Origin of the sequence: Neobacillus cucumis, from assembly GCF_016908975.1 — a bacterium.
In the GTDB taxonomy this organism is placed as follows: Bacteria; Bacillota; Bacilli; order Bacillales; family Cytobacillaceae; genus Neobacillus; species Neobacillus cucumis.
This window is the reverse complement of sequence record NZ_JAFBEX010000001.1, coordinates 186,171-200,788: the sequence shown is the minus strand read 5'-3', so window position 1 is coordinate 200,788 and position 14,618 is coordinate 186,171. Positions and strand designations below refer to the sequence as shown.

Annotated in this window: 12 protein-coding genes; 11 read left to right on the top strand and 1 reads right to left on the bottom strand. The window is 41.0% G+C overall.

The features are described from left to right. Positions 1-216: 216 nt before the first annotated feature. The 3 genes from JOC76_RS00900 to recQ all read left to right on the top strand — a co-directional run bounded on the left by JOC76_RS00900 (position 217) and on the right by recQ (position 4,192). Positions 217-1,374 carry a thiolase family protein gene (locus JOC76_RS00900; RefSeq protein WP_205175316.1) on the top strand — a complete coding sequence of 386 codons (1,158 nt, stop codon included), beginning with the start codon at positions 217-219 and terminating at the stop codon, positions 1,372-1,374. A 210-nt stretch (positions 1,375-1,584) separates the two neighbouring features. Continuing rightward, positions 1,585-1,878 (top strand): hypothetical protein, encoded by a 294-nt coding sequence (locus JOC76_RS00895; protein WP_205175314.1) that lies wholly within the window; start codon positions 1,585-1,587, stop codon positions 1,876-1,878. A 187-nt stretch (positions 1,879-2,065) separates the two neighbouring features. After that, positions 2,066-4,192, top strand: coding sequence for a DNA helicase RecQ (recQ, locus tag JOC76_RS00890; protein WP_205175311.1), 2,127 nt, complete (start codon positions 2,066-2,068; stop codon positions 4,190-4,192). 124 nt (positions 4,193-4,316) lie between these two features. On the opposite strand, the gene JOC76_RS00885 is transcribed toward recQ, so the two are convergent. After that, on the bottom strand, positions 4,317-5,123 hold the full coding sequence (locus tag JOC76_RS00885) for a formate/nitrite transporter family protein (RefSeq protein ID WP_205175309.1): 807 nt from the start codon (positions 5,121-5,123) through the stop codon (positions 4,317-4,319). A 201-nt stretch (positions 5,124-5,324) separates the two neighbouring features. Between JOC76_RS00885 and yfkAB the strand changes: the two genes are divergently transcribed. The 8 genes from yfkAB (at position 5,325) to JOC76_RS00845 (ending at position 14,615) form a co-directional block, all read left to right on the top strand. Beyond that, positions 5,325-6,446 carry a radical SAM/CxCxxxxC motif protein YfkAB gene (yfkAB, locus tag JOC76_RS00880; protein ID WP_205175307.1) on the top strand — a complete coding sequence of 374 codons (1,122 nt, stop codon included), beginning with the start codon at positions 5,325-5,327 and terminating at the stop codon, positions 6,444-6,446. Between the two features lie 268 nt (positions 6,447-6,714). Next, the gene (locus JOC76_RS00875) at positions 6,715-8,799 is read left to right on the top strand and encodes an ATP-binding protein (protein WP_205175305.1); all 2,085 of its coding nucleotides are present in this window, start codon (positions 6,715-6,717) and stop codon (positions 8,797-8,799) included. Continuing rightward, positions 8,765-10,114 (top strand): sigma-54-dependent transcriptional regulator, encoded by a 1,350-nt coding sequence (locus JOC76_RS00870; RefSeq protein WP_205175303.1) that lies wholly within the window; start codon positions 8,765-8,767, stop codon positions 10,112-10,114. The genes JOC76_RS00875 and JOC76_RS00870 overlap by 35 nt, the downstream gene beginning before the upstream one ends. Then, entirely contained in the window at positions 10,111-11,049 is a 939-nt protein-coding gene (locus JOC76_RS00865; RefSeq protein ID WP_205175301.1) for an ABC transporter substrate-binding protein, read from the top strand. The genes JOC76_RS00870 and JOC76_RS00865 overlap by 4 nt, the downstream gene beginning before the upstream one ends. Positions 11,050-11,395: 346 nt before the next feature. Then, positions 11,396-12,016 carry an ABC transporter permease gene (locus JOC76_RS00860; protein WP_205175300.1) on the top strand — a complete coding sequence of 207 codons (621 nt, stop codon included), beginning with the start codon at positions 11,396-11,398 and terminating at the stop codon, positions 12,014-12,016. Between the two features lie 18 nt (positions 12,017-12,034). Beyond that, on the top strand, positions 12,035-12,670 hold the full coding sequence (locus JOC76_RS00855) for an ABC transporter permease (RefSeq protein ID WP_205175298.1): 636 nt from the start codon (positions 12,035-12,037) through the stop codon (positions 12,668-12,670). Between the two features lie 13 nt (positions 12,671-12,683). Then, the gene (locus tag JOC76_RS00850) at positions 12,684-13,613 is read left to right on the top strand and encodes an ABC transporter substrate-binding protein (protein ID WP_205175296.1); all 930 of its coding nucleotides are present in this window, start codon (positions 12,684-12,686) and stop codon (positions 13,611-13,613) included. 42 nt (positions 13,614-13,655) lie between these two features. Continuing rightward, positions 13,656-14,615, top strand: coding sequence for an ABC transporter ATP-binding protein (locus JOC76_RS00845; RefSeq protein ID WP_205175294.1), 960 nt, complete (start codon positions 13,656-13,658; stop codon positions 14,613-14,615). Positions 14,616-14,618: the final 3 nt, after the last annotated feature.

The window sequence follows — 14,618 nt, the reverse complement described above, 5'->3', positions numbered from 1 at the left end:
AAGTACATAGTGCGTTATCATGCAGAATAGAAATTAATATAAATAATGGAAGAATTTCTCTTTGTTTTTGGAGGAATTACCATTTTGTATGTAGAATTGTCCCCATAATTGTGGGAAATTCCTAAATTTCCCTATGCATATGTAGAATCCCACACGGCTACTACCTATTTATACCGGAATGTTAATAATCTTGGGTTATAGGAAGGAAGAGTGAAGATGCGTGATGTAGTAATTATTGAAGGTGTCCGTACACCAGTAGGAAGAAAAAATGGGATGTTAAAGGATATACGGCCTGATGATCTGGCTGCATTAACCTTACAAGAGCTGGTTAATCGGGCAGGAATTGATCCAGCGATTATTGATGACGTTATTTTAGGGTGCGTTACCCAATCAGGAGAACAGGCCGGTGATATTGCACGGGTAGCTGCGTTAATTGCCGGATTCCCAATCGAGGTTCCAGGTACGACAATCGATCGTCAATGCGGCTCCAGTCAACAAGCCGTTCATTTTGCGGCACAAGCTATCCTTTCCGGAGACATGGATGTGGTTATAGCCGGAGGGGTTGAAAGTATGTCTCGTGTTCCAATGGGGTCTAACTACAAGGGAGCTGACGAACCGTTTAGCCCGAATTTACGGTCAAAGTATGAAATGATTCATCAGGGATTTTCTGCGGAACGGATTGCTGAAAAATATCGATTTACCCGTGCTGAGCTGGACCAATTCTCGCTTGAGAGTCATCAAAAAGCTCTTAAGGCACAGAAAGAAGGATATTTTTTCAGAGAGATTTTTCCAATCGAAGTGACCCTTCCAGACGGAACAACGGCTGTGATTACAGAGGATTCTGGACCAAGAAAAGGAACTTCTCTAGAAGCTTTGGCGGGGCTACGTCCATCCTTTAAGGAAGACGGGGTAATTCATGCCGGAAACTCCAGCCAAATTAGTGATGGTGCTGCTGCTATTTTATTGATGTCTCGGGAAAAAGCGGAGGAACTTGATTTGCAACCGCGTTTCCGCGTCCATACACGAGTGGTTGTCGGGTCTGACCCAACTTTGATGCTGACTGGACCGATTCCGGCGACACAAAAGGCCTTAGAAAAATCAGGTCTCTCGATTCATGATATTGATGTATTCGAGGTCAATGAAGCTTTTGCACCAGTAACGCTAGCGTGGTTGAAGGAGACAGGAGCTGACCCGGCAAAGCTAAACCCTAACGGCGGCGCCATCGCCTTAGGCCATCCTCTTGGCGGCAGCGGTGCACGCTTAATGGTTACGATGATGCACGAGCTCGAGCGGACTAGCGGACGATATGGATTACAAACGATGTGTGAGGGACACGGGATGGCGAATGCCACTATTATAGAAAGATTAGATTAATCCTAAAGTGCTGCAGGAAATTTGGTTTTAGATTAGAGATTTTAAGTAATATTTTTAAATAAAAACAATCTAAGACTATTGGTGATACCGATAGTCTTATTTTTTGTGTTGATAGAAGGGGGTTACTCGCGGATAAGAAGAAAATACTCTCGCATAAGAGGAGATTACTCTCGTTTAGAAAAAATACTCTCGGATAGGAGAAAATTACTCGTGGATAAGAAGAGGTTACTCGCGGATAAGAGGAAAATACTCTCGGATAAGGGGAGATTACTCTCGTTTAGAAAATACTCTCGAATAGGAGAAAATTACTCGTGGATAAGGAGAGGTTACTCGCGAATAAGAGGAAAATACTCTCGGATAAGAGGAGATTACTCTCGTTTAGAAAAAATACTCTCGGATAGGAGAAAATTACTCGTGGATAAGGAGAGGTTACTCGCGGATAAGAGGAAAATACTCTCGGATAAGCGGAGATTACTCTCGTTTAGAAAAAATACTCTCGGATAGGAGAAAATTACTCGTGGATAAGAAGAGGTTACTCGCGGATAAGAGGAAAATACTCTGGGATTGAATAAGTTTACTCTCGTTCAATAAAACATACCCTGAGATAATAAATTATTAAAGCACCTCCCTCCCTAAAGCAGTATAATAAAGACAGTTACTTAAATTGTATTTTGAGAAAGGAGAACTCATTTTGTTCGATCAAGCACTTTCCCTGCTAAAAACTCACTTCGGATACAGCGCCTTCCGGAACGGACAAGAGCAAGTCATCCGGTCGGTATTAACAGGACGGAATACCATTTGTGTCATGCCGACAGGAGGTGGGAAATCCATTTGTTATCAAATTCCAGCCCTCGTCCTTTCAGGTACCACAATCGTGATTTCCCCACTCATTTCCTTAATGAAGGACCAAGTCGATGCCCTCATCCAAGTAGGAATCCCAGCTACCTTTATTAATAGCTCATTAAGTTTTTCAGAAGCCAATAGGAGAATTAATCAAGCAAAAGAGGGGAAATACAAGTTATTATATATAGCTCCTGAAAGATTAGAGTCATATGATTTTATTGAGGACCTTCGCCAGATGGAAATTCCATTAGTGGCGGTGGACGAAGCACACTGTATTTCCCAATGGGGGCATGATTTCCGCCCTAGCTATCGTCATATTCAGCAGATGGTCAACAGCCTTCCGCAAAAACCAGCAGTCCTTGCCCTAACCGCAACGGCAACACCAAGAGTTCGGGAGGACATTTGTTACTCACTTCAAATTGACCAAGCAAATAGCATTATCACCGGATTTGAACGGGAAAATTTATCATTCTCAGTGATCAAAGGTCAGGATCGGCTAAAGTATCTCCTCAGTTATCTTAAAAAAAATCAACAAGAAGCGGGCATTATCTACGCTGCCACAAGGAAAAATGTTGATCAGCTCTACGAAAAATTGCGTAAGGAACAAATAAATGTTGCTAGGTATCATGCAGGGATGGGAGATTCTGAGCGGGCTCGTGAACAAGAACGCTTTTTGGAGGATAAAGCATCTGTTATGGTGGCGACCTCCGCGTTTGGAATGGGAATTGATAAATCCAATATTCGTTATGTCGTTCATTTTCAAATGCCGAAAAATATGGAAAGTTATTATCAAGAAGCCGGCCGTGCGGGGCGAGACGGGTTGGCTAGTGAATGTGTTTTACTTTATTCCCCGCAGGATGTACAAGTTCAACGTTTCTTAATCGATCAATCCAGTGACCGAAGCAGGATGACGCAAGAACTGGAAAAACTGCAGCAGATGGCCGATTATTGTCATACGGAGAACTGTCTCCAGGAGTTTATTTTAAAATACTTTGGTGAAACGGAAACAGAGAGCTGTGGCAGATGCGGAAATTGTTTGGATGCTAGAACTAAAATCGATGTAACTAAAGAGGCACAAATGGTCTTGTCCTGTGTGATTCGTATGGGGCAACGATTTGGAAAAAATCTTACAGCGCAAGTCTTAACAGGCTCAAAGAACAAAAAAGTTACCGAGTTAGGCTTTGATCATCTGTCTACATATGGAATTATGAATAATCAGAGTACAAAAGAAGTGGGGGAATTTATTGAGTTTCTCATTTCACAGGAATTAATCGCTATTGAGCAAGGGCAATTTCCAACGATCTTTGTGTCACCGAAAGGAAAGGATGTCCTTTTAGGCAAGCAGCAGGTGTATCGAAGAGAAGCAGTCCAGGTTAAACAAGTTTCAAAAAATGATCCGCTGTTTGAAGAATTACGAGAAGTTCGGAAGCGAATTGCTGAAGTGGAACATGTGCCGCCATTTGTCATCTTTTCGGATGCAGCTATTAAGGATATGTGTGCTAAACAGCCGAAAACAAGTGAGGAATTTTTACAGGTAAGTGGAGTAGGTGAGAACAAGCTGAAAAAATATGGCCTAGAATTCCTGCAAGCCATTCGTGATTTTCTCGAAGAACATCCAGATTATCAAAGCGAGGTACTCCCGGCAACAAATACAACGAAAAAAACGGCCAAAAAGACCGTTCGGGATTCTCATATCGAAACGTATAACTTGTACCAAGAAAATCTTTCGCTCCAAGAAATTGCGAAACGCCGAGACCTATCACTCCAAACCATTGAGGAGCATATGATTCAATGTGCACAGCAGGGAATGAACATTAATATCAGAGAATGCATTCCGGATGAGTACTTGCCATTATTAGAGCAGGCTGTAGCAGAAGTCGGGAGAAGTCGCTTAAAACCAATAAAAGAACTTCTTCCTGAAGAAGTCAGCTACTTTATGATCAAAGTGTACCTTAATGTGTTAAGTAGAGAATAGTGGGCTGGAAAATATCCAGCTCTACTAAAACAATTATTATTTTTAGAATATTCATAATTGTTGTCGATAACTCATTGTTTTTGTTGATATTTCCCTGGGAATTTGTCGATATGTTAAACAGGGCCTAATTTTTAATCTCCTGTTCCTTATCATACTCCGCTAAGTAAGGCTTATTGGCATAATAATACATCATCGCCATGAAAACCGCACCGCCAATTAAATTGCCAATCGTAACAGGCACTAAATTATGAACAACCCCCGCCCAAGATATGGTCCCAGGATGATTTAATACAAGTGCGATGGCGAATGTACACATATTGGCAATACTATGCTCGTATCCTGAAATAAAGAAACAAAATACAAATAACATCATGGCAAACATCTTTGGTCCATCACCTTTTAAACCCATTGGAAGGAAAAAGGCCATACAAACTAGCCAGTTACAAAGAATTGCTCTAAAGAATAACTGAGTTGTTGGAACCTGCATTTTCACTTCTACGACATGAAGTAAAAAGCCATTAACAGAAGCATCTGCATATAGTCCGGTAGTGAAAATAATAAAGGCGAACACGGCTGCTCCTAAAATATTTCCGATATAGCTGCAAATCCATAGTTTTATAACATCCACCCAAGCCATTTTTTTACGCAGTGCAGCATAGGTGTAATAGAAAGTATTACCCGTAAATAAATCACCGCCACCGTATGCAATTAAAATAATTGCTGATCCAAAGGTAAGTGCTGCCATAGGATAGGCAAGAGGAGAATCTTTAAGAAAGAAGAAATTGCCTGTCTTGAAGGCTACAATTACACCAAAACCGATAAACATGCTCGCAAGCATTGCCCGTAAAAGATAACGAAGGATGCTTTGTCGGAAGATTTTAATCTTTTTTAAGGCCAGCTTTTCCGCTTCATGTAAAGGTTGCATTTCCATAAAGATTACCACCATTCTAACGTTTAATATTATTTGTATATTGTAAACGAAAAAGGTCGGATTATGTGTCTTTTTGGATAATGTTCCTTGAATAGACACATTTTTTCATACATAGAATTTTGTAATAGTTAATACAACCGTTTTACCTCTAAATCAGATATAATAAAAAAAGTTTTTAAGACAGATTTTTAAGGAGTTTATATGTTAACTAGAAAAAAAATAGCCCCCCAATATGACCCATGGGAAGCTTATTTAGATGTTGAAGAGTATGGGAAGACACTACTTTCGAATATCGAATTTACCACGACAACACTTTGCAATATGCGGTGTGAACATTGTGCGGTTGGCTATACACTACAGACAAAGGATCCCGAAGCATTGCCGTTAGATTTGCTTTTAAAAAGATTAGATGAGATTCCGGCACTTCGTTCCATAAGTATTACAGGCGGAGAACCAATGCTTTCCTTATCCTCCGTAAAAAATTATGTGGTACCAATTTTAAAGTATGCTCATGAGCGTGGCGTACGTACCCAAATCAATTCCAATTTAACCCTTGAATTAGGACGATATGAACTAATTGTCCCTTATTTAGATGTTTTACATATTTCACATAACTGGGGCACAGTCGATGATTTTGTCGAGGGCGGTTTTGCAAGAATGGAGAAACGGCCTGATTTTAAACAACGGGAAGCATACTTTACGAGAATGATAGAAAACAGCCGTGAGCTTGTGAAAGCAGGAATCATGGTTTCGGCAGAGACTATGTTAAACAAGCGAACTCTTCCACACTTAGAAAAAATTCACCGGCAAATCGTTGACGAGATGTTATGTCAACGACATGAGGTTCATCCTATGTATCCTAGTGATTTTGCTAGTAATCTTGAAACACTTCCACTAGAGGAAGTAAGAGCGGCAATTCATCATTTACTGGATATTAGGGATGAAGATGTATGGATGTTGTTTGGGACGTTGCCATTTTATGCATGCAGCATCAACCCGGAAGATTTGAAGTTGTTGGAGCGGTTATATAAAAGCAAAAATGTAACGGTTCGGAATGATCCGGATGGTCGGTCGCGGTTGAATGTTAATATCTTTACAGGGGATATTATCGTGACCGACTTTGGTGACACACCGCCTCTTGGGAACATTCAAACCACTACTTTACTTGATACCTATCAAACTTGGCAATCCTCAAATATAGCAAAGGGATTGAGCTGCCATTGTCCGCAAGTTGCCTGCTTGGGACCTAACATACTGGTAAAGAATAGTTATTATCAAAATGAAGATTTTACGATGAGAAAGGCGAAAATTACTAAGTTATAGTAGTTTACTAAATGGTGACCTTAATAGGCCACCATTTTTACTTTTCAAAGGATACTAGATTGTTTATTATAAACTTTAGTAAATAGGAAGTGGATATTATTTCTGGAAAATGACCCCATATGCTTTGATTCAACATCCTGTACAAGAGGAAATTATTTACGGAAAATTACTAATTGTCATTTAGCATTACTATTGTATATTATTTAGTAGTAGAGTGTAATTTTTCTAAATATAAAGGTTAGGGAAGAATGAACATACAGGAGAGGCCATGATAAGAACCACAAAAATTACAATAACAAAAAAATATTTGCTCATTTTTTCCGCTGTTTTTCTGATTCCTTCTTTTGTGATCTATCAGGTCATTGTCGGATATGCGCATAAAGTATTGGAAGCGGATATTATTCATCGAAATAAAATCAGTGCAGGAGCCCTTGTTAATAGGTTAAATAATGAGGTCAACAACGTCGTACTCCAGCTGCAGTTGGTTGCTGATACAAAAAGCCGGGAAACCATGTTTGAACGGGCGAAACATACCATTTCCCAGAGCTCCATTATTCATTCTATCTACCTGATTGATGCCAATAAACAAGTGCAATTTGAGGCGCCTTTTAATGAAAAAGGAAACGGACAAATCTATCAATACCCACAGTTTGAACAAATGCGCTGGACTTATACATATACTGTTTCAGGGCTAATCCAAAATTATCGAAAAGAAGATGCGGTTACCGTAGCTATTCCGCTTATTACGGCAGGTCACACCTTCCAAGGAGTCCTTGTAGCAGAACTAAGCCGTGACTATCTGTCAGATGTCCTTAAAAGTATTAGCGACACACAAGGCGGTTTTTCCTCTTTACTTGACGAGGATGGTCGCGTGATTGCTTCGACTGACAGGAAGGAATGGGGTAAGAAGATGGACACAGATGCTGTTCAAAGTCAGCTTGCGCTCGACGAAGAAGGAACAAAGGAGAGCACCTATCACGGACAAGCCAGCATCGTAGCATACCAGACAATGTGGAGTAATTGGGGTCTTACACTAGGTGTACCAGAGAAGGTAGCTTTTCAACCCATTACCAAACTTTCACTTGCTTTAAAAGCAGGTTTTGCTGCGGTTTTCTTGTTTTCCATCTTTTTTATCATCTTTGGCTTGCGTAGTTTGATCTACCCTATTGTACTGCTTACCAAATGGGCTAAGTATTATCAAAAAGGGGACTTTTTCCAGAGGGTGCCAATCAAAAAGCGCAAAGATGAATTGGGTATTCTGTACACCACTATGCATAAAATGGGCGAGGGTCTAAAGAAGAACGAGCGCTTCTTGCATGATGTCATTGAATCTATTCCGTACGCTCTTATTACAGTTGACCCGAAAGGAACCATCACCCATATAAACGGAAATTTTGCTAGATTAAGCGGTATAAATGTTCAACAATTAAAGGGCAAAAAAATGATATCGCTTCCATTTGAACTGCCTTTATACCCAGTAGGTGAAAAAGAATTTCAGCTTACCGACTTAAAAGGAAAACGGCACATTATAAAACTAGTAACTTCACCATTTGAAGATGGCATGATTGCCGTTCTCCAGGATATCTCTCAATTGAAGTTGTGGGAAACCCATTTTCAGCAAAGTGAAAAACTGGCAACCATTGGTCAAATCACCACTGGTATTGCCCATGAATTGAAAAACCCGCTTGCAGTGCTGGCTAGTACTACAGAACTGCTCAAGGAGGAGTTTTGCGAAGGAGCAGAACCGGACATTATTGCCACTTTTATCGACGACATTGATGAGGAAGTACGTCGGATGAGCGGAATAGTGGCAGATTTCCTTAATTTTGCTCGTACGAAAAATGACGATGAAACCTGGGTGAAAATGGACCATCTGCTTGATAGGGTGATTCATTTGCTGAGGATCAAATTCAACGAAGCGGGAGTAGAGGCGGTACGCGATTATCCACAGTTGGTTCCACCGATTCTCGCGAAACCAAACAAACTGATGCAGGTTTTCTTAAACCTCTTTCTTAATAGTATGGAAGCTATGCCAAACGGTGGGACTGTCCGAATTAAAATTCGCAAGGTGGAAAATGCCACTTTAATCGTCACTGTGAGTGATACGGGAGAGGGCATTTCTCAGCAAGACCTTGAATGGCTGTTTAATCCTTTCTATTCCACTAAAAAACAAGGATCAGGCTTAGGCTTGACCATTGCTAGAGATATTATGATCGAACATGGGGGATCCATTAAAATCGAAAGTAATACGGAAAAAAGACAAGGTACGACGATTCAATGTATTTTTCCAAAACGAACTGGGAAGGGGACTGACAACAGTGATTACCACAAAGTGGAGCGAACAATTGGTTAATCCGACAGTTGTACTTGTCGTGGACGATGAAGTTAAACTGTGCCGAAATATTGCATACAAACTAAAAAAGGAAGGTTTTTCCACACTTGAAGCGTATCAAGGCAAGACGGCAGTTGACATTGTAAAAAAGACAAAAGTCGACGTTGTCATTCTTGACTTTATGCTTACAGATACAACCGGACTTGATGTACTTCATCAAATTAAACAGATTTCTCCTGAAACTGTTGTCTATATGTTGACTGCTCATGGGAACATTGAAAATGCAGTTGCAGCCATGAAACTTGGAGCTGAGGATTTTTTTAACAAACCAATTGAACTTAAAGTTCTAACTGAAGCAGTTAAAAGGCTCTCCTTAAATCCTGTCCACCCGGGAAAAGAAGAGTTGATTTGGCAAAGTAAAAAAATGAAACAGGTGCTTCAATGGTTGGAACCGATTACTCAAACCGATGCAAGCGTTATGTTGCTGGGAGAAAGCGGTGTTGGCAAAACAGCGTTGGCCAAATGGATTCATAGCCACAGCGAGAGAGCAGAAGGGCCTTTTATCTCGATCAATTGTGCGGCTATTCCTGAGAACCTGTTGGAGAGTGAACTGTTTGGTGTGCAAAAAGGGGCGTTTACAGGTGCCACTGAATCTCGTGCCGGCAAATTTGAAGCGGCAAATGGAGGAACTATTTTCTTGGATGAAATTGGTGAAATTTCCTTGCCGATGCAAGCAAAACTTTTGCACGTAATCGAAGAGAAAAAGCTGATGCGCCTCGGGAGCCATACAGAAAAAGCCGTTGATATTCGCATTTTGTCGGCAACAAATAAACCGGTTCGCCAGCTTGTCCAAGATGGGAAGTTCCGCAATGATCTCTATTATCGGCTGAATGTTGTAGAAATTGAGATTCCCCCGCTCCGCGAGCGGAAGGAGGATATTCCTTTCCTGCTAAACCAGCAGCTTCAGCGCCTAAATCAAAAATATAAAAAAGCCCTTTCCTTTTCAACTGAAGCGGTGCAAGCACTTTGCGAGTATGCCTGGCCGGGCAATATTCGTGAACTCTTAAACGTAACGGAGCGGACGCATATTTTAAAAAGGTCAGGAAGCATTGAGCCGGAAGACCTAACATTTGATGAAACAATTAAAAAAGAGATGGTCAAAAAAGATTCTACTTTTTCAAATATAAACCTGCAAGAAACCTTAGATAATGTGGAGGTGCAGTTGATTGAAAAAGCCCTTCAGGAAAGTGGCGGAAACCAAACGAAAGCTGCTGACCTGCTTGGCATCTCCCGTAACACGCTAATTTACAAAATGAAAAAGCTGAGAAAAGCATGAAGATTGGACGCGTTTGCTTGATCCTCATGTTGCTAAGTGTTTTAGGCGCATGCAGTCCTTTGAGCAAGGGATCCTACATTTCTGGTTCCAAAGGACGACCCGTTCAAAAAGGGGAAATTACCATCGGCTCAAAGTCAATGACTGAGCAGTACCTTCTGATGAAAATAACATCTTTAGTGTTGCAGGCACACGGTTATCATGTGAAAGAATTGGTATTTTTGGATAGTCCAGCAATCCGTTCTGCCATGGAGAATGGCAAAGTTGATTTATATTGGGAATATACTTCCACGGCTCAGGTTAACTACCTAAAAAGGCCCCCAATATTTAATCCGGATAAGGCATATCAAGCGGTAGCAAAAGAGGATGGGAAAAGGGGCATCATATGGCTGCCAAGGAGTCAGATGAACAGCAATTGGGCGGTCCTCGTAAACGAGGATTTGGCCAATAAACTTCATATAAAAACCATAAGCGATCTTGCTGACTATATTCGTCGTGATAATGGTTCGATAAAAATCGCCATGAATGAGGAGTACCTGAATAGGGTAGATGGATTTAAGCAATTGGAGCAAGTGTACCAGTTTTCCGTACCAAATGATAAAATTATAGCCGTTGATACCAGTCTCTTATCGCAAGCGGTACTAGAAGGGCGGGTTGAAGTGGCGGTCGGCATGGCGAATGATGCACGAGTTAAATTCAATCATCTCGTCATACTTAAGGATGACCGTCATGTTTTCCCTCCTTACGATGCGGCCCCTGTGATCTTAAACCAAACATTGACGAAAAAACCGGAACTGCGGGAAATTCTCACACAAATTTCAAATGTCCTGACGAACCAAAATATGCTGGAACTTTTATACAAGGTAGACATTCAACACCAGGACATTGCCCAAACGGCTTGGACTTTTTTAAGAGATCACCATCTATTGCAGCATTAGACTTGTTATTGTGAGGCAATAGTATTATCACCAACGAAATGGAATATCCCTCGAATTTATCAGCGAATATAGATGAGAAACAGGTCGAAAGGACGTCCTGTTTCTTTTTTTTGCAAAAAAGTAAGCGGTTGCACAAAAATCCAACAACAAAACTGTAAAATTTTTGTGCAGTTCACTTTGAAATTTAGCGGAAAATGCTCAATAATGTGTCGAAATAGTGACATTACAAGGTATATGTAAAGTTGGCACGGTACTTGCATTAATAAAAGTATAAACAAAGAGAGGTGAGAGTATTTGGGATGGACACCAAAGAAAATGAAGTGTGGGAAAAAGAGGGTGAGAGAACATGAAATTTTTATTTACTAACTTTGACAGTGTTTGGCAGCTTTTTTTACAGCATTTATCGATGACAGTCATTGCATTGGGGATAGCGTTGCTCATTGCGATTCCACTCGGTATTCTTGTCAGCAAGTTTCAACGATTGTATTTTCCTGTGACAGGCTTTTTCGGAATCCTTTATACCATTCCAAGTCTTGCATTATTCGCATTTTTGATACCGGTTACAGGACTTGATGTACAGACCGCTATAGTAGGTTTAGTAGCTTACTCGCAAATGATCTTGATCCGCAATGTCGTCGCGGCAATCAAGGGAATTGACCCACTGATGTTGGAAGCGGCCAAAGGGATGGGGATGAATCGAGGACAAGTCCTCATGAAAATTGAGATTCCGCTAGCTGTTCCTGTTATTATCGCCGGCATTCGTGTGGCAGCTGTTTCAACAATCAGTATTGGTTCCGTGGCAGCTTGGATTGGAGCTGGCGGGCTTGGTACTTTAATCTTCGATGGACTGTATCGTTCCTACCCAGACAAAATTATCGCCGGTACAGTCAGTATTGCCGTTTTGGCAATTCTTGCAGATTTATTATTCCGCGGAATTGAATGGATGTTCCGTCCGAAAATGGCTTAGGAAAGGGGGATAGTAATCATGTTCAGTGAAATTCAAAACTATTTTTCTACCAATGCACACGCTTTTTACTCAAATCTCATTCAGCATATCGCGTTGAGTCTAGTTTCCATTCTTGTAGCGATGGTCATTTGTATTCCGTTGGGAATTTACATCTCAAAGACTACAAAAATAGCAGAACCTGTTATAAATCTTGTTAACATCACACGTGTTATCCCGAGCCTTGCGATTCTGGCCTTGGCCATGCCAATTCTCGGTGTTGGATTTAAGCCAGCTTTGTTGGCCTTAACAGTTCTTGCTTGTCCGCCAATTTTGATTAATACCTATGTGGCCTTCAAAGAAATTGATCCCTTAATTAGGGAAGCAGCATATGGAATGGGAATGAGTAGAATTCAAACCACTGGTAAAGTCGAATTCCCTTTAGCTTTGCCTGTCATGCTAGCCGGCATTCGAACCGCTTCGGTTGAAGTTATTGCTAGTGCCACTTTGGCCGTCTTAATCGGTGGCGGAGGATTAGGGAATTACATTATGAATGGGATTGCAATGTTTGATACTGGGCTTTTAATGATAGGGGCAGTTCCCGTGGCCTTGTTAGCTGTCCTAAGTGAATCATTGTTTGGCTTGCTATTAAAAAGAGTAACGATTTATCAACGTTAAGGAGGAGAAAAGTATGAAAAAAACAACGATATATACAGGTATATTAACTGGTGCATTGGTGTTGTCTTTAGTAGGGTGCGGAAGTTCAAACCAATCGACAAGTGCTTCTGGCGGGAAAAAGGATCCGATTGTAGTAGGTTCAAAGAATAACACAGAGAATTACATTCAAGGGGAAATGTTTGCGGACATATTGGAAGCCAATCATGTTCCGGTTGTACGTAAGCTTAACCTTGGAGGAACAAATGTTACTTTCCAAGCCATTAAAAGCGGTCAAGTTGACATGTATCCGGAGTACACTGGCACAGGATTGGTTGATATCTTAAAGAAACCGTTGGAAAAGGACCAGAAAAAGGTGCTGACAGAAGTTAGTGACGGATTTAAACAATGGAACATTGAATGGCTGCAGCCAGCACCTCTGAATAGTACCTACGGATTTGCCGTAAAGAAAGCAACTGCTGAAAAATATAACTTAAAAACAATTTCAGATTTAGCGAAACACAGCAAAGACCTAGTGCTCTCTTTCCCGCAAGAATTTGATGTCCGCCCAGATGCATTGCCAGGATTGCAAAAATACTATAAGGATCAAGGTGGATTTAAATTTAAGAATCAATTCCAAATTGACTATAGCTTGCGCTATCAGCCGCTGATGCAAGGAAAATCCGATGTAACCGTTTCGGTGGGTTCTGACGGAGATGTCGCTGGAAATCATTTGGTTGTCTTAAAAGATGATATTGAATTTTTCCCTGCTTACAATGTTGCACCGATCATTAGTGACAAAAAGTTAAAGGAATATCCACAAATTAAAGCTCCGCTTGAAAAATTAATGTCCTTACTGACTGATGAGCAAATGCAAAAGCTGGATTGGGAAGTTGATGGACCCGATAAGAAAGAAATCAAAGATGTGGCCAAAGACTTCTTAACGAAAAATGGATTATTGAAATAAATTGAAAACCCGTTATGGTCTATATAATTTGGAGGTGAGGAAATGGGAATCGTTTTTAAAAATATCGTAAAAAAATACCGGGGAGCTAAGTCCACTGCGGTAAATAATGTAAATTTATCAATCGAAGAAGGCGAGTTCATCGTCTTCCTCGGTCACTCCGGGTGTGGAAAAACGACACTCTTGAAGATGGTAAACCGCCTTTATGAACCAACTTCCGGAACCATTGAAATCGACGGTGTCGATATTACCCAGATGAAAGAAGAGAACTTACGGAGAGGCATTGGGTATGTCATTCAGCAAAATGGCCTGTTTCCCCATATGAAGATTGAGGACAATATTGCCGTTGTACCAAAGTTGCTTGGTTGGGAGAAAGCCAAAATCAACAAACGAATTGATGAACTATTAACGCTTGTGCACTTAGATCCAAAACAGTTCCGTAGTCGCTATCCCCGCCAGTTGTCAGGAGGACAGCAGCAACGGGTTGGGATTGCCCGGGCCATGGCATCAGATCCTTCGATCCTTTTGATGGATGAGCCTTTTGGCGCCATTGATGCCATTACAAGAACAAGTCTTCAAGATGAACTTATTCGTATCCAAAAGGAACTAAAGAAGACCATCCTTTTCGTCACCCATGACGTGGACGAGGCGTTTCGTTTAGCGGATCGAATTGTGGTGATGGCTGAAGGAAAAATCGTACAGGCTGATTCTCCTTATCGACTACTTACAAACCCGGCCAACGATTTTGTCAAACAGTTACTTGGAAATCGGGATATTTACCGCCGAATGAACTTGCTTACGGTAGCGGATGTCATTGAATTAATGCCAACAGGGTCCAAGGCCAATCGGGCTATTGCTGTTCGCATCGATGATCCATTAACTCAATCGTTTACCAAATTGGTTGAATCAGGAGAAACTGAAATTCCAGTAGTGGATGACAGTGAGCGAGTGGTTGGCTACATTACACTTAATCACATCACACACCAGCTTCGAATAGCGAAATAGAAG

What these genes read in the sequence shown, in the direction of transcription:
- JOC76_RS00845 (WP_205175294.1), top strand. Translation starts at nt 13,656, where the DNA reads ATGGGAATCGTTTTTAAAAATATCGTAAAAAAATACCGGGGAGCTAAG.
- JOC76_RS00885 (WP_205175309.1), bottom strand. Translation starts at nt 5,123, where the DNA reads ATGGAAATGCAACCTTTACATGAAGCGGAAAAGCTGGCCTTAAAAAAG.
- JOC76_RS00850 (WP_205175296.1), top strand. Translation starts at nt 12,684, where the DNA reads ATGAAAAAAACAACGATATATACAGGTATATTAACTGGTGCATTGGTG.
- JOC76_RS00865 (WP_205175301.1), top strand. Translation starts at nt 10,111, where the DNA reads ATGAAGATTGGACGCGTTTGCTTGATCCTCATGTTGCTAAGTGTTTTA.
- JOC76_RS00860 (WP_205175300.1), top strand. Translation starts at nt 11,396, where the DNA reads ATGAAATTTTTATTTACTAACTTTGACAGTGTTTGGCAGCTTTTTTTA.
- yfkAB (WP_205175307.1), top strand. Translation starts at nt 5,325, where the DNA reads ATGTTAACTAGAAAAAAAATAGCCCCCCAATATGACCCATGGGAAGCT.
- JOC76_RS00875 (WP_205175305.1), top strand. Translation starts at nt 6,715, where the DNA reads ATGATAAGAACCACAAAAATTACAATAACAAAAAAATATTTGCTCATT.
- JOC76_RS00855 (WP_205175298.1), top strand. Translation starts at nt 12,035, where the DNA reads ATGTTCAGTGAAATTCAAAACTATTTTTCTACCAATGCACACGCTTTT.
- JOC76_RS00900 (WP_205175316.1), top strand. Translation starts at nt 217, where the DNA reads ATGCGTGATGTAGTAATTATTGAAGGTGTCCGTACACCAGTAGGAAGA.